The sequence below is a fragment of the Klebsiella sp. R445 genome (assembly GCF_051131755.1).
GTDB lineage: Bacteria > Pseudomonadota > Gammaproteobacteria > Enterobacterales > Enterobacteriaceae > Klebsiella > Klebsiella lignicola.
In genome coordinates this window covers 255,563-274,859 of sequence record NZ_CP180446.1, presented here as the reverse complement: position 1 = coordinate 274,859, position 19,297 = coordinate 255,563, and the positions used below count along the sequence as shown (strand labels likewise).

Genomic DNA, 19,297 nt, shown 5'->3' with positions numbered 1-19,297 from the left:
ATGAATAAGATCGTTTTTGTTGAGGATGATCCGGAAGTGGGCGCGCTGATTGCAGCCTATCTCGGAAAGCACGATATGGACGTGGTTGTGGAACCACGCGGCGACCGGGCGGAAGCGGTCATCGCCGCGGAAAAACCCGACCTGGTGTTGCTGGACATCATGCTGCCCGGCAAAGATGGCATGACGCTGTGCCGCGATCTTCGCGGTCAGTGGCAGGGTCCAATTGTGCTGCTCACCTCGCTCGATAGCGATATGAACCATATCTTGTCCCTGGAAATGGGTGCCAGCGATTACATTCTGAAAACCACACCGCCAGCCGTGCTGCTGGCCCGTCTGCGCCTGCATCTACGTCAGCACGTCAGCGTGGCGGTGAATGCCGCCCCGACGGCGCTCACCCAACATAAAACCATCACCTTCGGCTCGTTGCTGATCGACCCGGTCAATCGCCAGGTGCTCCTCGGCGGCGAGAGCGTCGCCCTGTCCACCGCCGATTTTGAGCTGCTGTGGGAGCTGGCAACCCACGCCGGGCAGATTATGGATCGCGATGCCCTGCTGAAAAACCTGCGCGGCGTGAGCTACGACGGAATGGACCGCAGCGTCGATGTGGCGATTTCTCGCCTGCGTAAGAAACTGCTCGATAGCGCAACGGAACCGTATCGCATCAAGACGGTGCGCAATAAAGGCTATCTGTTCGCCCCGCACGCCTGGGATAACTGACGGCTCAGCCGCTGGCAAGGGACGCTATCCCATCCTGGCCGGGGCGCGGCCTGCGCGGGTCAACATCAACACAGTATCGTTCAGCGTGACTATTGCGGTGAGATTTTATGAAAAAGCTGTTTGTGCAGTTCTACCTTCTGCTGTTCGTCTGCTTCCTGGTGATGACGATGCTCGTGGGGCTGGTGTATAAATTCACCGCCGAGCGCGCTGGCCGGCAGTCGCTGGATGACCTGATGAAAAGTTCGCTGTATTTAATGCGCAGCGAACTGCGGGAGATCCCGCCGCGGGACTGGAGCAAAACGCTGAAAGAGCTGGACCTTAATCTGTCATTTGACCTGCATATCGAACCGCTGAGCAAATTTAAGCTCTCAGAAAACTCGATGCAGCACCTGCGCGCCGGCGATATTGTCGCCCTTGATGACGAATACACCTTTATCCAGCGGATCCCGCGCAGCCACTATGTTTTATCGGTGGGCCCGGTGCCTTATCTCTACTTTCTGCATGAAATGCGCCTGCTGGATGTGGCGTTGATGGCTTTCATCGCTATCTCCCTGGCCTTTCCTGTGTTTATCTGGATGCGCCCCCACTGGCAGGACATGTTGCGCCTCGAGACCGCTGCCCAGCGCTTCGGTGAAGGGCATTTTACCGAACGCATTCATTTCGACAGCATGTCCAGCTTCGAACGGCTGGGGGTGGCCTTTAATCAGATGGCTGACAACATCAATGCGCTGATCGCCAGTAAGAAACAGCTGATTGACGGGATCGCGCATGAGTTACGCACCCCGCTGGTACGTCTACGCTATCGCCTGGAGATGAGTGAAAACCTGACCGAGGCGGAATCGCAAGCGCTGAACCGCGATATCGGCCAGCTGGAAGCGTTAATCGAAGAGCTGCTGACCTACGCCCGGCTTGACCGACCGCAAAATGAGCTGAACCTGACCACTCCTGATTTCCCGGCGTGGATCGAAACCCACATCGATGAGATCCAACTGGTCAACCCGCAGCGCGACGTGACGCTGCATAATATCGTCGACGGCAACTACGGCGCGCTGGATATGCGCCTGATGGCGCGCGTGCTGGATAACCTGGTGAACAACGCCCTGCGCTACAGCAGTCAGCGTATTCAGGTGAGCCTGACGCTGCAGGGCTCCCGGGCGACGCTGCAGGTGGAAGATGACGGGCCGGGTATCGCGCCTGAAGAGCGTGAGCGGGTGTTTGAGCCGTTTGTACGTCTCGACCCAAGCCGCGACCGCGCCACCGGCGGCTGCGGGCTGGGACTGGCGATCGTGCACAGTATCGCCCAGGCGATGTCCGGCGACGTCAGCTGCGACGCCAGTTCGCTCGGTGGCGCCCGCTTTAGTTTTAGCTGGCCCATCTACCACCAGTTGCCCGATTTAAGCGCTGCCTGACGGTCCTTGCACCGAAGCTGCTGCCTGCGTATAGTCATAAATTAAACAGTATGTTGTAACTAAGGTGAATGTAATGGCTGACTATGACCTCGTTGAACGTCTGAGTGACACCTTTCGCCAACTGGAACGTGAACTGCAGCAGCTCCAACTGCGCCTGCGCGACTGCCGTTTACTGGCCGCCCGGGTCTTTGAGCTGCCCGCCGTCAGCAAGGAGACGGAACACCTGCCGCTGGAGACGATCCAGGTGGTCCAGCACCTCGGTCAAACGGCCCTCGAGATGAGTCTGCGCCATTACAGCCATCTGTTTATTCAGCAGCAATCGGAACGCCGGAGCAGCAAGGCCGCGGTGCGCCTGCCCGGCGCGATCTGCCTGCAGGTTGATGGTGAGCAACAGGCGGTGCTGCAACAAAGTATCGTCCGTATCAACGCCCTGAAAGCGACGTTCGAAAAGATTGTCACCGTTGAATCCGGCCTGCCGGCCACCGCCCGTTTTGAGTGGGTTCACCGCCATCTGCCGGGGCTTATCACCCTCAGCGCCTACCGCACCCTGACGGTTTTAAACGATCCCAGCACCATTCGATTTGGTTGGGCCAATAAACACGTGATTAAAAATCTCACCCGCGACGACGTACTGATGCAGCTGGAAAAAAGCCTGCAATCACCGCGGGCGGTTCCGCCATGGACGCGTGAGCAGTGGCAAAGCAAGCTGGAGCGGGAGTATCAGGATATCGCCGCCCTGCCGCAGCGGGCGAAACTCAAGATTAAACGGCCGGTGAAAGTGCAGCCCATTGCCCGGGTGTGGTACGCGGATGCGCAAAAACAGGTGCAGCACGCCTGCCCTGGCCCGCTGATTGCGCTGATATCCGGCACGCGCGGAGTGAGCGTACCGGATCTCGGAGAACTGCTGAATTATGACAGTGACAATGTGCAATACCGTTATAAGCCCCAGGCACAGTCGCTGAAATTGCTGATCCCACGACTGCACCTGTGGTTGGCTAACGAGTAGCCATGCTGCCGACCATATCCTGCGGGCGCACCCAGCTGTCGAATTCAGCTTCCGTCAGGTAGCCCAGCGCCAGCGCGGCGGCTTTCAGCGTGAGCCCCTCTTTATGGGCCTTTTTCGCGATTTCAGCCGCTTTGTCGTAGCCGATATGGGTATTCAGCGCGGTCACCAGCATCAGGGACTCGTTGAGCAACTGGTTGATACGCTCCCGGTTGGGTTCAATCCCGACGGCGCAGTGCTCGTTGAAGCTCTCCATACCGTCAGCCAGCAGCCTGACCGACTGCAGGAAATTATGGATAACCATCGGGCGGTAGACGTTCAGCTCGAAGTTACCGGAAGCCCCGCCAATATTGACCGCCACATCGTTCCCCAGCACCTGACAGCAGAGCATCGTCAGCGCTTCACACTGCGTCGGGTTGACCTTGCCGGGCATAATCGACGAGCCGGGCTCATTTTCCGGGATCGCAATCTCACCGATGCCGCAGCGCGGGCCGGAGGCCAGCCAGCGCACATCGTTGGCGATTTTCATCAACGAGGCCGCCAGCCCTTTCAACGCGCCGTGGGCGTGCACCAGCGCATCGCAGGTGGCGAGGGCTTCAAACTTGTTCGGCGCGGTCACAAATGGCTGGCCGCTGAGGGCTGCCAGTTCTGCGGCAACGCGAACGGCATATTCCGGATGAGTGTTCAGCCCGGTCCCCACCGCCGTGCCTCCCAGCGCCAGCTCGCTGAGGTGCGGCAGGCACAGCTCCAGATGACGGAGATTATGTTCCAGCATCGCCACCCAGCCGGAGAACTCCTGTCCGAGCGTTAGCGGCGTGGCGTCCTGCAGATGGGTGCGGCCGATTTTGACGATGTCGTTGAACGCGGTGGATTTGTCGTTGAGGGTCTGGGTCAGCGTCAGTAGCTGAGGAATAAGCTTTTCACGCAGAGCGATAATTGCCGCCACGTGCATCGCGGTCGGGAAAACGTCGTTGGAGCTTTGGCTCTTATTCACGTCATCGTTTGGATGCACTTTACGCTCCATCCCCCGCACGCCGCCCAGCAGTTCGCTGGCGCGGTTTGCCAGCACCTCATTCATGTTCATATTGCTCTGGGTACCGGAGCCGGTCTGCCAGATAGCCAACGGAAATTCATCCGGATGGCGCCCCGCCAGCACTTCATCGGCGGCGCTCATGATAGCTTCCGCCTTTTCTGCCTCCAGCAGGCCCAGATCCTGGTTAACCCGCGCCGCCGCCCTTTTGGTCAGCGCCAGCGCAAAGATCAGTTCGCCCGGCATTTTTTCCGTCGAGATGCGGAAATGTTCCAGCGAACGTTGGGTCTGCGCGCCCCAGAGTTTGTCGTCAGGCACGTCAATCGCGCCCATAGAGTCTTTTTCACTGCGATGCGTTGTCATTACTTTCTCCTTGAATACAAAGTCAGTCATTGTGACAAGGCTCACCTGCTTTAAAACCTACAGTATTGGTCAGATTTTTAATTATGGATTGGTGGTTCGTGCCGCTAAGCGACATAAAAAAACCGCCCCGAAGGGCGGCCAGGATTATTTCACACAGCGTGTGCATTGCGAGGTCTGAATCTGCTGGAAGAAGTCGTTACCTTTGTCATCCACCAGGATGAACGCCGGGAAGTCTTCCACTTCGATTTTCCAGATAGCTTCCATTCCCAGCTCCGGATAAGCCACGCACTCCAGGCTGCGAATGCTCTGCTGCGCCAGCACCGCTGCAGGACCACCGATACTGCCGAGGTAGAAACCGCCATGCTGATGGCAGGCATCGGTCACCTGCTTGCTACGGTTGCCTTTCGCCAGCATGATCTTACTGGCGCCGTGGGACTGCAGCAGGTCGACGTAGGAGTCCATCCGCCCTGCCGTTGTCGGACCGAGCGACCCGGAAGCGTACCCGTCCGGTGTTTTCGCCGGACCGGCGTAGTAGATCGGGTGGTCTTTAACGTACTGCGGCAGCGTTTCGCCGTTATCCAGCAGCTCTTTCAGCTTGGCGTGGGCAATATCGCGCGCCACGATGATGGTGCCGCTCAGGGAGAGTCGCGTCGAGACCGGATACTGCGACAGCAGAGCCAGGATCTCGCTCATCGGCTGGTTGAGGTTGACCTTCACCGCTTCGCCTTCACCGGCCTGGCGCAGCGCTTCCGGGATATACTTCCCAGGATTGCTTTCCAGTTTTTCCAGCCAGATACCGTCGCGATTGATCTTGCCTTTGATATTACGGTCCGCAGAGCACGATACCCCCATCCCCACCGGGCAGGAGGCGCCGTGGCGCGGCAGACGCACCACGCGGATATCGTGAGCAAAGTATTTGCCACCAAACTGCGCGCCGAGGCCGAGGTTCTGCGCTTCCAGCAGCAGCTCTTGCTCCAGCTGCACGTCGCGGAAGGCCTGACCGTGCTCGTTCCCTTCGGTCGGCAGGCCGTCGTAATAGTGGGTCGAGGCCAGCTTGACGGTTTTCAGAGTCGATTCCGCCGAGGTCCCGCCAATCACGAAGGCGATATGGTACGGCGGGCAGGCCGCGGTACCGAGGGTGCGCATCTTCTCAACCAGGTAGTTTTTCAGCTTCGCCGGGGTGATCAGCGCTTTGGTTTCCTGGTACAGGTAGGTCTTGTTGGCAGAGCCGCCGCCTTTGGCGATGCACAGGAATTTGTACTCGTCGCCATCGGTGGCGTAGAGGTCGATCTGCGCCGGCAGGTTGGTGCCGGTATTGACCTCGTTATACATATCCAGCGGGGCATTCTGCGAATAGCGCAGGTTATCCTGGATATAGGTGTTATAGACCCCCTGCGCCAGCGCCGCTTCGTCACCGCCGCCGGTCCACACGCGCTGACCTTTTTTGCCGGTGATGATCGCCGTCCCGGTATCCTGGCAGGTCGGTAAAATACCTTTAGCCGCGATATCGGAGTTGCGCAGGAACTGCAGGGCGACGTATTTGTCGTTTTCGCTGGCTTCCGGGTCGCTAAGAATATCGGCAACCTGCTGCTGATGCGCCGGGCGTAACATAAAGGAGGCGTCGTGGAAGGCGTGTTGTGCCAGAAGGGTCAGTGCCTGGGGTTCTACCTTGAGGATTTCCTGGCCGGCGAACTCGGCGACAGAGACGTAATCACGACTGAGGAGATAATACTCGGTGTCATCCTTTTTGAGGGGAAAAGGATCCTGATAAACAAACGGTTTATTCGACATTGTGCTCTCACTTACTGCTTGGCTGATTATATTTCAGGCAGACACTCCATTTGCCTGTAGAAAAGCGAGTCGATCAATTTTACACAAATTTTTAACAAAAACTGAGACAAGGACGACTTTTTCTTTCAGCAGTTGCTTATCAGCAGTTTACTGGTTTAATAGAACGATTATCATCAAGTGGAAACAGGGATTGAGAATGCAAAAGCTCATTAACTCAGTGCAGAACTATGCCTGGGGAAGTCATACCGCCTTAACCGAACTGTACAGCATCGCGAATCCGGACAACCTGCCGATGGCGGAGCTGTGGATGGGCGCGCATCCGAAGAGCAGCTCAAAGATTGTCGATGCTAACGGCACCACGCGCTCGCTGCGTGAGGTCATTGACGGCGACAAGTCGGCGCTGCTCGGTGACAAGGTCGCCCAGCGGTTCGGCGAGCTGCCGTTTCTGTTTAAGGTGCTCTGCGCCGCCCAGCCGCTGTCTATCCAGGTCCACCCAAACAAGCAGGCCTCCGAGATTGGCTTTGCCAAAGAGAATGCCGCCGGTATTCCACTTGATGCCGCAGAACGTAACTATAAAGATCCGAACCACAAGCCGGAGCTGGTCTTTGCGCTGACGCCGTTCCTGGCGATGAACGCCTTCCGTGAGTTTGCCGAGATCGCCGCCCTGCTGCAGCCGGTAGCCAGCGCCCACCCGGCCATTGGCGAGTTCCTCAGCCATCCGGATGCACAACATTTAAGCCAGCTGTTCGCCGGCCTGCTGAACATGCAGGGCGAAGAGAAAGCCCAGGCTCTGCGTATCCTGCAAACGGCGCTGGACAGCCAGCAAGGTGAACCGTGGCAGACCATCAAGCTTATCGCCGAGTTCTATCCGGACGACAGCGGCCTGTTCTCTCCTTTACTGCTCAATGTCGTCAAGCTGAACCCCGGTGACGCTATGTTCCTGTTCGCCGAAACCCCGCATGCGTATCTGCAAGGGGTGGCGCTGGAGGTCATGGCTAACTCGGATAACGTACTGCGCGCGGGCCTGACGCCGAAATATATCGATATTCCGGAACTGGTCGCCAACGTGCAATTCGTGGCGAAACCGGCGGGTGAACTACTGACTCAGCCGGTCAAACAGGCGACAGAGCTGGACTTCCCGATTCCGGTTGATGATTTCGCCTTCTCCCTGCACGACCTGTCAGAGCAGGCGGCCCCTCTTGCGCAGGAGAGCGCGGCGATCGTCTTCTGTGTGGAAGGTGAAGCGGTGTTGTGCAAAGGCGACCAGCGCCTGACCCTGAAACCTGGCGAATCGGCATTTATTGCCTGCAACGAGTCGCCGGTAGAGGTCAGCGGCAGCGGTCGCGTGGCGCGCGTCTTCAATAAGCTCAAGTAAGTTACTGAACTTTTTAGCCGCGCTTGCTAGACTTTCCCACATCATGACAACATGACCAGGCGGCCCGATCCGCCTGGTTTTATTTATGGACAAATGCTATGAAGAAAACGCTGGTCGCAGCAGGAATTATCGTGGCTCTGGGTGTTATCTGGACAGGTGGCGCCTGGTACACAGGGAAACAGCTGGAAAATCATCTCGCCGAAGTCGTGAAACAGGCGAATGCACAGCTTCAGAACAGCGCCCCGGAAGCCGGCGTTGAACTCGCCTCGCAGAACTATCAGCGCGGCCTGTTCAGTAGCCGCCTGCAGCTGGTAGTGAAACCGATAGCCGGTAAAGAACACAGCTGGCTCGCCGCTGGACAGAGTCTGGTCTTTGATGAAGTGGTCGATCACGGTCCCTTCCCGCTGGCCGCGCTGAAATCCGGTCAGCTGGCGCCCGCGATGGCCTCCGTTAACACCACTCTGGTGAATAACGACACCAGCAAAGCGCTGTTTGAGATTGCCAAAGGCGAAACCCCGTTCATTATCGATACCCGCATCGCCTACAGCGGCGACAGCCGCTCGGCTATTACGCTGAAACCGCTGGACTATACCAAAGGCGATGAAAAAGTCACCTTCAGCGGCGGTCAGTTCCAGCTGAATGCTGATGCAGAAGGCAAATCCGTCAGCCTCACCGGCGATGCGAGCGGCGGCCAGATCAACGCGCTGAATGAATACAATCAGAAGGTGCAGCTGAGTTTCAGCAACCTGAAGGCCGACGGCGCAACCGAGATGACCAGCTTCAACGAGCGCATCGGTAAGCAAAAAATCGCGCTGGAAAAACTGTCGATCGGCGTTGAAGGGAAAGAGCTGGCCCTGCTGGAAGGTATGAACATTGACGGCCAGTCTTCACTGACCGACGATGGCAAAGGGATCAACAGCCAGCTGGATTACACCCTCAACAGCCTGAAACTGCAAAACCAGGATATCGGTAGCGGTAAGCTGACCGTGAAGCTGGCAAACCTTGATGGCCAGGCCTGGCATCAGTTCAGCCAGCAGTACAACACCGAAGCCCAGGCGCTGATGGCCAATCCTGAGCTAACACAGAATCCGGAGCTGTACCAGCAGGCGCTGACCGAGACCTTCTTTAAGGCGCTGCCGATTCTGCTGAAAGGCAACCCTTCCGTGACGATAGCCCCGCTGAGCTGGCGCAATGCCAAGGGCGAAAGCACCTTTAACATGTCAATCCTGCTGAAAGACCCTGCACAAACCACCACCGAGCCGCAAACCCTGGCGGATGAAGTGGACCGCAGCGTGAAATCGCTCGATAGCAAACTGGTGATCCCGGTCGATATGGCAACCGCTTTTATGACCCAGATTGCCGGTCTTGAAGGCTATCAGCCGGCAGACGCCGCGAAGCTGGCTGACCAGCAGGTGAAAGGGATGGCGGCAATGGGCCAGATGTTCCGCATCACCGCCATGGAAGACAACGCGATTACCTCCAGCCTGCAGTACGCTGACGGACAGGTTACCCTGAACGGTCAGAAGATGCTGCTGGATGAGTTTGCCAGCATGTTTGGCTATGCTTTGCCGACAGCACCTGGTAGCGCGCCGCAGGACGCTCAGCCACAAGAGCTTGTGCCGCCGGTGACGCCAGCAGTACCGCAGCAGTAATCCTCCGGATAGCCCCTGCTCAGGGGCTATTTTCGGGTGACCAGTCGCGGGGGCATAATCTGATTTCGCGTGCCGAGTTGCCCGTTATCAATCCGCCGCAGAATGCTCTCCGCCAGGCTTTGCCCCATCTCTCTTGCCGGTGTTGTCACCCAGGTTAAGGGCACATCATCCAGCGCGCTTTCGGGCACCTCAGCAAAGGCGGCCAGCGCCACCCGCTGTTCAAAATAGCTTTCGACGCTGTCCTCACCGCTCTGCCGTCCGGCACGCATCAGACCAAACCACGCACCGGTGGCAATCACGCTGTTGTAACACAGGACTGCGGTCAGGGTCGGATTCTGGCGAAGCAGCGTGATCATGGCTTCCGCCGCCAGTTTCTGGCTGGAATCACACTCCACCACCCATTCGCTATGAAACGGCAGGCCGTACTTCAGCAGGGTCGCACAGTAGCCACCCACCCGCTCCGCGCGAGTCAATGAGGCACTTTGCCCCCCCAGCCAGGCGATACGCTGATGACCGCGGCGAATCAGATGCTCGGTCACCAGTTGCGCCGCCTGCATATTATCCGGGCGGATAAGGTCGATATCATCGAGATAGCTGGCGCGGGAGGCGAACACCAGCGGCATCCCGACCTGCGCCGCACGATCGCGCAGTTCGCCGCCTTTATCGATCGCTCCGGCAATAATGACCCCATCGACCCCCTGCGAAATCAGGGTTTCAAAGCGCTGCAGCATTTTCTCGCCACGATGACCGCCCTGGGTCAGAAAGACCATTTTCCCGTCGGACTCAAGCGCGTCCGTCAGCCCGGCGGTCAGCTCGGCGTAGAAGGGTTTTGACAGATCGCTGACGATCAACCCAATCACCCCACTCTGTCCGCCGCGCAGCGAGGACGCCTGGCGGTTACGCACGAAGCCGAGTTGTTCAATCGCCTGATTGACGCGCTCGCCGGTGGCCGATGATATTCGGCCCTTGCCGGTCAAAACCAGCGACACCGTGCTGACCGACACCCCGGCGGCTAGTGCGACGTCATTGATGGTGATCTTTTTTGCGATGGCCATATTCTGCAACCGTCTCCCTTCGGCGGTCGATAAAACGTTTTATCAATGGGTTATCTTTATAAACGTTATCATCGCTTGATTATGTGATTTTTATCGCACTAAAAAATGATAAAACGTTTTATCTTTCCGTCACGTTACACCTTACCCATAACTTAAAATAAACAGGATTCGTGTTAATGACGGCAAAAACGACACCAAAAATTACTTTGTGGGAGTTTTTCCAGCAGCTGGGAAAAACGTTTATGTTGCCCGTGGCCCTGCTTTCATTCTGCGGGATCATGCTGGGGATCGGCAGCTCCTTAAGCAGTCATGATGTGCTCACCCTGCTGCCGTGGCTCGATATTCCCCTGCTGCAGGCGGTGTTTATCTGGATGAGCAAAGTCGGCTCTTTCGCCTTTAGCTTCCTGCCGGTCATGTTCTGTATCGCCATCCCGCTGGGCCTGGCGCGCGAAAATAAAGGCGTCGCCGCCTTCGCCGGTTTTGTCGGCTACGCGGTGATGAATCTGGCGGTTAACTTCTGGCTCACCGCCAAAGGCATTCTGCCGACCACCGATGCCGCCGTGCTGAAAGCCAACAATATCCAGAACATTATCGGTATTCAGTCCATCGACACCGGGATCCTCGGCGCCGTGATCGCCGGGATCGTCGTCTGGATGCTGCACGAACGTTTTCATAATATCCGCCTGCCGGATGCGTTGGCCTTCTTTGGCGGCACCCGCTTTGTGCCGATTATCACCACCGTGGTGCTGGGGCTGGTCGGCCTGGCGATCCCGCTGGTGTGGCCGGTGTTTGCCATGGGGATCAACGCCCTGGGCCATATGATTAACAGCGCCGGTGACTTCGGCCCGATGATCTTCGGTACCGGTGAACGCTTGCTGCTGCCGTTCGGCCTGCACCATATTCTGGTTGCGCTGATCCGCTTTACCGAGGCGGGCGGCACCATGGACGTCTGCGGTCATAGCGTCAGCGGCGCATTGACTATCTTCCAGGCGCAGCTGAGCTGCCCGGAAACCCACGGTTTCTCTGAAAGCGCGACCCGTTTCCTGTCGCAAGGTAAAATGCCGGCCTTCCTCGGCGGCCTGCCGGGTGCGGCACTGGCAATGTATCACTGCGCCCGTTCGGAGAATCGTCATAAGATCAAAGGTCTGCTGATTTCCGGGGTCATTGCCTGCGTGGTCGGCGGAACCACCGAGCCGCTGGAGTTCCTGTTCCTGTTCGTGGCCCCGGTGCTGTATGTTATTCACGCGCTGCTGACCGGCCTCGGCTTCACCATTATGGCGGTGCTCGGCGTCACCATCGGCAATACCGACGGCAACGTGATCGACTTCGTGGTGTTCGGTATTCTGCACGGCCTGTCGACCAAGTGGTATCTGGTGCCGGTAGTGGCGGCCATCTGGTTCGCGGTCTATTACGGCATCTTCCGTTTCGCCATCACCCGCTTTAACCTCAAAACGCCGGGTCGTGATATCGAAACTAACGCCGCCTTTGAGAAAGCCGTCTCCGGCGTGACCGGCAAGTCAGGTTACAACGTCCCGGCGATTCTGGCCGCCCTCGGCGGAGCAGATAACATCGTCTCTCTCGATAACTGCATTACCCGTCTACGCCTGTCGGTGCATGACATGAGTAAAGTGGACAGTGCAGCGCTGAAAGCCAACCGCGCCATCGGCGTTGTGCAGCTTAACCAGCATAATTTGCAGGTCGTCATTGGCCCGCAGGTTCAGTCGGTGAAAGATGAAATGGCCGTATTGATGAATACCGTCCAGGCATAAATACCAGCCCCCTCTGAGTCTGGAGGGGGCGTTGATAAAGGAAGTTCAGATGTTTGATTTTTCCACGCCTGTCGACCGCCACGGTACCTGGTGTACGCAATGGGATTACGTTGCCGACCGCTTCGGCGCAGCCGACCTGCTCCCCTTTACGATCTCCGATATGGATTTCGCCACCGCTCCCTGCATTCTTGACGCCGTCAGCAAACGCCTTGCTCACGGCGTCTTCGGCTATAGCCGCTGGAAAAACGATGAGTTTCTCGGCGCGGTGACCCACTGGTACGCCAGCCGCTTTCACTCCCAGATAGATCGCGACGCCATCGTATATGGCCCGTCGGTTATCTATATGGTGGCGGAGATGATTCGCCAGTGGTCCAGCCCAGGCGATGGCGTGGTGGTGCACACACCCGCCTATGATGCCTTCTATAAAACCATTGAGGGCAACCAGCGTCAGGTCGCGCCGGTCCCGCTGACGCTGCAAGATAATCAGTGGCAGTGCGATATGGCCCTGCTCGAACAGACACTGGCGCAACCGCGCAACACCGTGCTGCTGCTGTGCAGCCCGCATAACCCAACCGGTAAAGTCTGGCAGCGCGAAGAGCTTGAGACGATGTCGAAGCTGTGCGAAAAACACGGCGTGAAGGTGATCAGCGATGAGATCCATATGGATATGGTCTGGGGTGAACACCGGCATACGCCGTGGTGCGACGTGGCCCGTGGCCCGTGGGCGTTATTCACCTCCGGTTCCAAAAGCTTCAATATTCCGGCCTTTACCGGCGCTTACGGTCTGATCGACGATCCCCACGCCCGCGAGCAGTATCTCACCGCCCTGAAGAGTCGCGACGGATTATCCTCGCCATCGGTGCCGGCGCTGGTTGCCCATGTTGCCGCCTACCGGGAAGGAGCCCCTTGGCTGGATGCGCTGCGGGCCTATTTGCAGGACAATATGCGCTACATCGCCGGGGCGCTCAATCAGGCGTTCCCGCAGCTAAACTGGCAGTCGCCGCAGGCGACCTATCTTGCGTGGATCGATCTGCGCCCACTGGGTATCGACGATCGCGCCCTGCAGAAAGTGCTGATCGCGGAACAAAAGGTGGCCATTATGCCGGGCTATACCTATGGCGAAGAGGGTGTCGGCTTCCTCCGTCTCAACGCTGGTTGCCCTCGCGAAAAGCTGGAGAAAGGCGTTAACGGGCTGATTGCCGCCCTGCGCGCCTTATCGTAGTTGCCCTGTCGCGCAGTTTCGGCTGCGCGACATCTGTTTTCCCTGCCGTCCCCTACAAATCATCCCGCCGCCGGAAAGCCAGATACCCGGCCCCGAGGGTAAACACGCCGACAATCACCACCAACAGAATAAAGCCGTGATGGTTGCTCGAAAGCGGTATTCCGCCGACGTTCATGCCAAAAAAACCGGCCACGATATTGATGGGTAACGCCAGCACGGTGATCACCGTCAGGGTATACAGCGTGCGGTTGCTTTGCTCCATCTGTCGGGCGCTGATCTCCTCCTGCAGCAGGCTGATCCGCTCGGTCAGCCCGGAGAGATCGTTCAGTACCACGGTAAACTCCTCGGTGAACTGGCGGAACTCCTGCACCACGGCGCGATCGATCCACGCCGGCGGGCGGTTCAGCAGACGGAACATCGCCGCCGGTTCAGGTGCCAGCAGGCGCTGAAAGCGCAGCAGCATACGCCGCAGGCGCGCGAGGTCGGCCCGGTTGCGCTGCACATGGTTGCTGAGCAGGCGCTCTTCAATAGCATCGACGCGACGGCTGGCCTGCCTGACCACCTGCTCCAGCACCTCTTCCTGCTCTTCCAGCAAGAACGCCAGCAGCCCGGTAGACGCGTTCACCTTTAAGGTCGCCAGTCGCGGCAGCATCCATTCAATAAAACGCAGCGGTTTATAGCGGGCCGTCACCACCAGCGTCTGGCTGCAGTAAAGCCACAGGGTTGAGGTTTCCGCCGTCGCCTCTTTGGGGTGAAAAATGACATCGTTGAGGACGGCAAACAGGATCTCATCCTGACGTTCAATCCGCGTCGTATGGGAACCGTCGCGGATCTCTTCAAAGAAAAAGTCGTCAACGGGAAAATGGCTGGTCAGCCATTTCTCAGCGGTGGCGTGATTGAGGTTCAGGTGGAGCCAGACAAAGTCATTCTCGCCGTCCAGTTGCTGATATCGGGCGCAGACCTCGTGGGAGTTGATTTGCTGTGGAACCTGGCCTTCACGAAACAGGAATCCATGCACCAGTCCGGAGACTTCCAGATCAAAATCGGGTTTTAACATCTTTCCGGCGACATCTTGACTCATATATCCCTCAGGATTTCATCTGGCACTGTCAGAGCGAATAAAAGCATGTACACACCATCATTCAAGATGCGTCGAGGCAGCAAAGGATGATGGGTATATTTCGCTATTTTTCAGAGCCAGGCAAGGGTAATGATTTGTTCATAAAACGGACACCTGACTGACATCTCAGGGGCAGCGGATGGCACATTAGCCCACCAGACGTCGTCACCGATACCGTTCCCCTTGATCCCGTCGAGCGTTTTAACGTCCTGAGCGGCGTATGATCGCCGTTCTTCAACCCCGTCCGGGGTGATTTACCTTCTGAGTTCAGAGGCATCTTTTATGACATGGCAACAATTCAAACAGGCCTACCTGGTTAAGTTCTGGGCGCCCGCTCCCGCGGTGATCGCCGCCGGTATTCTCTCCACCTACTATTTCGGCATTACCGGCACGTTCTGGGCCGTTACCGGTGAATTTACCCGTTGGGGCGGGCAGTTACTGCAGCTTGTCGGCGTCCATACCGAACAGTGGGGCTATTACCAGCTGATCCACCTTGAAGGCACGCCGCTAACCCGCATCGACGGCATGATGATCCTCGGCATGTTCGGCGGCTGTTTTGCCGCCGCGCTATGGGCCAACAACGTCAAACTGCGCCTGCCACGCAGCCGCATCCGTATTTTTCAGGCAGTGGCCGGCGGGATCATTGCCGGGTTTGGCGCGCGCCTGGCGATGGGCTGTAATCTCGCTGCCTTTTTTACCGGTATCCCTCAGTTTTCCCTGCACGCCTGGTTTTTTGCCATCGCCACGGCGATCGGCACCTGGTTTGGCGCCCGTTTTACCCTGCTGCCCATTTTCCGCATTCCGGTCAAGATGCAGAAAGTTAGCGCGGCGTCGCCGTTAACGCAAAAACCCGCGCAGGCGCGACTCCGGTTCCGCGCCGGGATGCTGGTGTTCTTCGCGATGATCGCCTGGGGCCTGCTGACCGCCATCGACCGGCCAAAGCTGGGCCTCGCGATGCTGTTTGGCGTCGGGTTCGGTTTGCTGATTGAGCGCGCGCAGATCTGCTTTACCTCAGCGTTCCGCGATATGTGGATCACCGGGCGCACCTATATGGCGAAAGCGATCATCTTCGGAATGGCCGCCAGTGCGATTGGGATTTTCAGCTACGTCCAGCTGGGCATGGAGCCTAAAATCATGTGGGCTGGCCCTAATGCGGTTATCGGCGGACTGCTGTTTGGTTTCGGCATCGTGCTGGCCGGCGGTTGCGAAACCGGCTGGATGTATCGCGCCGTTGAAGGCCAGGTCCACTACTGGTGGGTGGGGCTGGGCAATGTGATTGGCTCAACGATTCTGGCTTATTTCTGGGATGACCTGTCGCCTGCACTGGCGACAAACTGGGATAAGGTCAACCTGCTGACCACCTTTGGTCCGTTTGTCGGCCTGCTGGTCACCTACCTGCTGCTGTTTATCGCCCTGATGCTGGTCATCGCCTGGGAGAAACACTTTTTCAGCCAGAAGTCGCTTGCTACCGTTAACGCTAAGGATGCCGCATGAAAAATATCGTGCCCGATTACCGTCTCGACATGGTGGGTGAGCCCTGCCCCTATCCGGCCGTGGCAACCCTTGAGGCGATGCCTTCGCTCAAAAAGGGAGAGATACTGGAAGTGGTCAGCGACTGCCCGCAGTCGATCAACAACATTCCCCAGGATGCCCGGAACTACGGCTATACGGTTCTGGATATTCAGCAGGACGGGCCAACTATCCGTTATTTGATCCAAAAATAAGCCTGATTCAGGCCGGGCCGGACGCTGCCCGCAACCGGCCTGCCTTTCGCCACCTCCGCATCACTATATTCTGCAATAAAAGTAAAATACCGGTTTAATTAACTGGAAATATACATCATGGAAGCCTAAGATTTCACCTTCAGGATAATATCCAGGCGTTGTCATTAGGAGTAATACTTCTATGCTGATATTGACAACCGCCCGATACGCCTTAAGGATGAGGAACAGAAGCTACCATGCCGTTTACTTTTCGCTCCGTTGTTAACCTGTTGATGGGGGAAGTCATGCAGGGAAATGTCGCATTATCTGCGTTCCGGCGCCTGATGAGCCTCTTTAGCGGACAGGTCATCTAATATGGACCACACCACGGTTTCCCTGCGTTCTCGCTATATCAATATGCTCACCGTCATTCTGACGACGGCGATATTTATTGGATTCATCATGCGTGAATATCGCGATCTGCAAAGATACATGGGCTACGTGGCGGAAAACGGCGAGTCCGCGCTTTCCCATGCCGAATACATCAACCAGCATATGGCGCTGCAGCTCTCGAGAGCCTTTTCTGCCGCCCCGTTAATGTCTGACGGGCAAAATGATAAAACCCGCGCGGTTTGCGAGCATCTGGAATCGGTGAACGGAGTATCTGGCCTCAACCTGACCCACCAGACCTTCAAGGGGTTAAGCGGCACCCTACAAACCCGCAATCCCGATTGCCATATCTGGGGGCGCGACGTTTCCGCCCTCTCTATCATCCAGAGCGACTATAATCAGTCGGCGTCAAAATATACCTTCTCGAATTACCGGGGGTATGTTTTTCATAACATCAAATATTATATCGATCTGGCCAACAACTATATTTACATTAACAAAATAATTGATACCAACCAGTATCGCTTTGATAACTGGTTAGTTCGCGATGATAACCTGATCGATATCACCCGCAGCGCCCATACCATTAATATCGACCCCAGCGCGCTCAATGATTTGCTGCATGGCGAAAATATCACCTCGCATGTTTATCAGGATGGTTATACTAAAAAAAATATTATCAGCATGTTAACCCCGGTGTTTCATAACGGTATAATCAAAGGGGTTATCGTGACCGATGTTAATATTGACGATCTTACCACTTCGTTTTATACCGCTGACCGACCGGTGCTCTGGCGTTTTTTATCGCTGTACGTCACCGATCGCTCCACCGGCGATGACATTTACTTCCATCGCTCGACAATAAAAACCCTCAATATCATAAATTATAAAGAGAACCTGACTCCGTTCTATGTTTTAAATATTAAAATGGATCTGCTTTATTTTGTTCTCAATAACCTGTGGCTGGCGGTCCTCTACATCCTCAGTACCTGGCTGCTGTGCCGCTACACCAAAACACAAATGGCCCGCCACGCTATGCTGTCAAAAGCTAACGTCACCGATACTCTGACCGGCCTGTACAACAGAAAAGTGCTCAACGATGCGCTGGACCGCAAGATAGAGACCGCGATCGGTAAAAATATCCCGGTGACCGTGGTATCCATTGACAGCGACGGTCTGAAAAATATCAATGACACTCGCGGGCATGACGTGGGTGACAAAGTCATTCAGCTATTAGGCCAGGCCATCGAACAATCTATTCGTAAAAGTGATTACGGCATCCGCCTCGGTGGCGATGAGTTTATCCTGATCCTTATCGATACCCCGTACCTTAAAAGTCTGGAAATTATCGCCAGAATTAAAGCGCATTTACAGCATACCGATACAGACAAACTGGTGGCTTTTTCACACGGCAATCATCAGATGGATCCCGACGATTCACTGGAAACGGCGATAAAAAAATCCGACAAACTGCTGTATGTACAAAAAAGAGACAAGTACCGCTAAGGTTCGCCAGCAAGAATTAGCAGAACGGCACAGGCGATGGTGATATATATCATTATCGCCGCTAATCGCCATTTGCACGCCGCTGTTAGTATCAAACGAATGGCCGCTGTCGATTCTTTGATACTTTTAAATGATTAAACAGATGTTGTATAATGATGTGCACTTTACCTAAAAATGAGTGCGACCATGATTGATTCAACTTTGCCATTAACCGACATTCATCGCCACCTTGACGGCAATATCCGTGCCCAAACTATTCTCGATCTTGGCCGCCAGTTCAATATCGCGCTTCCGGCAACCTCACTTGATACCCTGATCCCCCACGTCCAGGTCACCAGCAATGAACCTGACCTCGTGAGTTTCCTCGCCAAACTGGACTGGGGCGTAAAAGTCCTCGCCTCGCTGGAAGCCTGCCGCCGTGTGGCCTATGAAAACGTCGAAGATGCAGCGCGCAACGGCCTGCACTACGTTGAATTGCGTTTTTCGCCACGCTACATGGCGATGACCCACCAGCTGCCGGTCGACGGCGTGGTCGAAGCGGTCATTGCCGGCGTCCGCGAAGGCTGCCGCGACTTTAACGTCGATGCCCGTCTGATCGGTATTCTCAGCCGCACCTTCGGCGAAGCGGCCTGCCAGCAAGAGCTGGACGCCCTGCTGGCCCATCGCGATGGCATTACCGCACTCGACCTGGCCGGGGATGAACTCGGCTTTCCCGGCGAGCGTTTCACGGGTCACTTCACCCTCGCACGCGACGCCGGCTGGCGCATTACGGTCCACGCGGGTGAAGCTGCGGGTCCCGAGAGCATCTGGCAGGCCATTCGTGAGCTGGGCGCGGAACGTATCGGTCATGGCGTGAAAGCCGTTCAGGATCCGGCGCTGATGGACTACCTCGCCGAGAAACGCATTGGGATCGAGTCCTGTCTGACCTCCAACATTCAGACCAGCACCGTGGCTTCCCTGGCGCAGCATCCGCTGAAAACCTTCCTCGAGCACGGCGTGCTGGCATCGATCAATACCGACGATCCTGCGGTACAGGGCATCGATATTATTCACGAATATACCGTCGCCGCGCCGGCTGCGGGCCTGAGCCGCGAGCAGATTCGCCAGGCGCAGATCAATGGTCTGGAACAGGCGTTTCTGAGCCCTCAGGAAAAAATCGCGCTTATTGAGCGCGTTAAAGGGGCTTAACCGA

Annotated in this window: 15 protein-coding genes; 11 read left to right on the top strand and 4 right to left on the bottom strand. The window is 56.6% G+C overall.

Annotated elements, in window-relative coordinates; genetic code table 11:
* The 3 genes from rstA to tus all read left to right on the top strand — a co-directional run bounded on the left by rstA (position 1) and on the right by tus (position 3,132).
* A complete protein-coding gene (rstA, locus tag ACMYSN_RS01275; protein WP_462496699.1) occupies positions 1-717 on the top strand; it encodes a response regulator transcription factor RstA in 717 nt (238 codons plus the stop codon).
* Between the two features lie 107 nt (positions 718-824).
* Complete coding sequence (rstB, locus tag ACMYSN_RS01270; RefSeq protein WP_462496698.1) at positions 825-2,126, top strand: two-component system sensor histidine kinase RstB; 1,302 nt, start codon at positions 825-827, stop codon at positions 2,124-2,126.
* 73 nt (positions 2,127-2,199) lie between these two features.
* On the top strand, positions 2,200-3,132 hold the full coding sequence (gene tus / locus ACMYSN_RS01265; RefSeq protein ID WP_462496697.1) for a DNA replication terminus site-binding protein: 933 nt from the start codon (positions 2,200-2,202) through the stop codon (positions 3,130-3,132).
* Here the strand turns inward: tus and fumC are convergent.
* Positions 3,122-4,522, bottom strand: a complete 1,401-nt coding sequence (gene fumC / locus ACMYSN_RS01260; RefSeq protein WP_462496696.1) for a class II fumarate hydratase — start codon at positions 4,520-4,522, stop codon at positions 3,122-3,124. The genes tus and fumC overlap by 11 nt on opposite strands.
* 144 nt (positions 4,523-4,666) lie before the next feature.
* Positions 4,667-6,313: a class I fumarate hydratase FumA gene (gene fumA / locus ACMYSN_RS01255; protein ID WP_174509346.1), complete on the bottom strand. Its 1,647-nt coding sequence runs from the start codon at positions 6,311-6,313 to the stop codon at positions 4,667-4,669.
* A gap of 196 nt (positions 6,314-6,509) precedes the next feature.
* On the opposite strand from fumA, the gene manA reads away from it, so the two are divergent.
* Both manA and ACMYSN_RS01245 read left to right on the top strand, forming a co-directional pair.
* Positions 6,510-7,688 (top strand): mannose-6-phosphate isomerase, encoded by a 1,179-nt coding sequence (gene manA / locus ACMYSN_RS01250; RefSeq protein ID WP_462496695.1) that lies wholly within the window; start codon positions 6,510-6,512, stop codon positions 7,686-7,688.
* 98 nt (positions 7,689-7,786) lie between these two features.
* Complete coding sequence (locus ACMYSN_RS01245; RefSeq protein ID WP_462496694.1) at positions 7,787-9,340, top strand: YdgA family protein; 1,554 nt, start codon at positions 7,787-7,789, stop codon at positions 9,338-9,340.
* A gap of 26 nt (positions 9,341-9,366) precedes the next feature.
* On the opposite strand, the gene ACMYSN_RS01240 is transcribed toward ACMYSN_RS01245, so the two are convergent.
* Positions 9,367-10,395: a Mal regulon transcriptional regulator MalI gene (locus ACMYSN_RS01240; protein WP_123755489.1), complete on the bottom strand. Its 1,029-nt coding sequence runs from the start codon at positions 10,393-10,395 to the stop codon at positions 9,367-9,369.
* Positions 10,396-10,571: 176 nt separating this feature from the next.
* On the opposite strand from ACMYSN_RS01240, the gene malX reads away from it, so the two are divergent.
* Both malX and ACMYSN_RS01230 read left to right on the top strand, forming a co-directional pair.
* Positions 10,572-12,164: a PTS maltose transporter subunit IICB gene (malX, locus tag ACMYSN_RS01235; protein WP_462496693.1), complete on the top strand. Its 1,593-nt coding sequence runs from the start codon at positions 10,572-10,574 to the stop codon at positions 12,162-12,164.
* Between the two features lie 49 nt (positions 12,165-12,213).
* Complete coding sequence (locus ACMYSN_RS01230) at positions 12,214-13,386, top strand: MalY/PatB family protein (protein ID WP_462496692.1); 1,173 nt, start codon at positions 12,214-12,216, stop codon at positions 13,384-13,386.
* 52 nt (positions 13,387-13,438) lie between these two features.
* Here ACMYSN_RS01230 and ACMYSN_RS01225 read toward each other — a convergent pair whose 3' ends face one another.
* Positions 13,439-14,467: a CorA family divalent cation transporter gene (locus ACMYSN_RS01225; protein WP_123754566.1), complete on the bottom strand. Its 1,029-nt coding sequence runs from the start codon at positions 14,465-14,467 to the stop codon at positions 13,439-13,441.
* A gap of 321 nt (positions 14,468-14,788) precedes the next feature.
* Between ACMYSN_RS01225 and yedE the strand changes: the two genes are divergently transcribed.
* The 4 genes from yedE to add all read left to right on the top strand — a co-directional run bounded on the left by yedE (position 14,789) and on the right by add (position 19,293).
* Entirely contained in the window at positions 14,789-16,000 is a 1,212-nt protein-coding gene (gene yedE, locus ACMYSN_RS01220) for a selenium metabolism membrane protein YedE/FdhT (protein WP_462496691.1), read from the top strand.
* On the top strand, positions 15,997-16,230 hold the full coding sequence (gene yedF, locus ACMYSN_RS01215; RefSeq protein WP_123754568.1) for a sulfurtransferase-like selenium metabolism protein YedF: 234 nt from the start codon (positions 15,997-15,999) through the stop codon (positions 16,228-16,230). The genes yedE and yedF overlap by 4 nt, the downstream gene beginning before the upstream one ends.
* A 354-nt stretch (positions 16,231-16,584) precedes the next feature.
* Positions 16,585-18,105 (top strand): diguanylate cyclase DgcJ, encoded by a 1,521-nt coding sequence (gene dgcJ, locus ACMYSN_RS01210; protein ID WP_462496690.1) that lies wholly within the window; start codon positions 16,585-16,587, stop codon positions 18,103-18,105.
* Between the two features lie 186 nt (positions 18,106-18,291).
* Positions 18,292-19,293 carry an adenosine deaminase family protein gene (add, locus tag ACMYSN_RS01205; protein ID WP_462496689.1) on the top strand — a complete coding sequence of 334 codons (1,002 nt, stop codon included), beginning with the start codon at positions 18,292-18,294 and terminating at the stop codon, positions 19,291-19,293.
* Positions 19,294-19,297 lie beyond the last annotated feature (4 nt).